Annotated in this window: 1 protein-coding gene; it reads left to right on the plus strand. The window is 42.4% G+C overall.

The window, feature by feature from the left end:
* Positions 1 to 203 precede the first annotated feature (203 nt).
* A partial coding sequence (locus R7Z47_RS24490; RefSeq protein WP_318130714.1) for a formyltetrahydrofolate deformylase occupies positions 204 to 802 on the plus strand: 599 nt, incomplete at its 3' end.

Raw genomic sequence — 802 nt, forward strand, 5'->3', positions numbered from 1 at the left:
TAGAAAAATTGTCGTGAGTATATCAGACGTTTGGGAGAGACATCAGCCCGTAAGATGGCCAGCTTACGGCCCAATACAGATAATTTGTTGAAACCATGGCAAGAATAGATTATTTATGAAGTCAGATTGCTGTACGGTTGACCCTTTTGGGGAAAACACATATTTCGTACGCTAGAAAAATAATGCATGGAAGTATCTGATTTATGGAAAAGAAAACACTGTTGACCCATTGTTCTGACGCACCGGGTTTGATCTCTAAAATTACTAATATCTGTTACAAACATCAGCTAAACATCGTTCATAATAACGAATTTGTTGATAACACCAGTGGGCACTTTTTCATGCGAACGGAGTTGGAGGGGTACTTCAACGACCAAACGTTTCTTGCCGATTTAGACCAAGCTCTACCGCAAGGTGCAAAACGCACTCTCATTGGCTCTCGCCGTAAACGCATCGTGATTCTCGTAACGAAAGAAGCACACTGTTTAGGTGATATTCTGATGAAAAATTACGATGGCAGTTTAGATGTAGAAATCGCCGCCGTGGTGGGTAACTACGATAAGTTGCAAGGCCTCACTGAACGTTTTGATATCCCTTACCACTACGTGACGCACGAAGATCTAAGCCGTGAAGAACACGAGAAAAATATGCTAGAGGTGATCGATCAATACGATGCAGATTACTTGGTGCTAGCGAAATACATGCGCGTTCTCACGCCAACGTTTGTTGAAAAATACCGCCATAAGATCATCAACATTCACCACAGTTTCTTGCCTGCTTTCATCGGTGCTAAGCCTTCTCA

It is taken from the genome of Vibrio sp. 1641 (assembly GCF_033339995.1).
Classification (GTDB): domain Bacteria; phylum Pseudomonadota; class Gammaproteobacteria; order Enterobacterales; family Vibrionaceae; genus Vibrio; species Vibrio alginolyticus.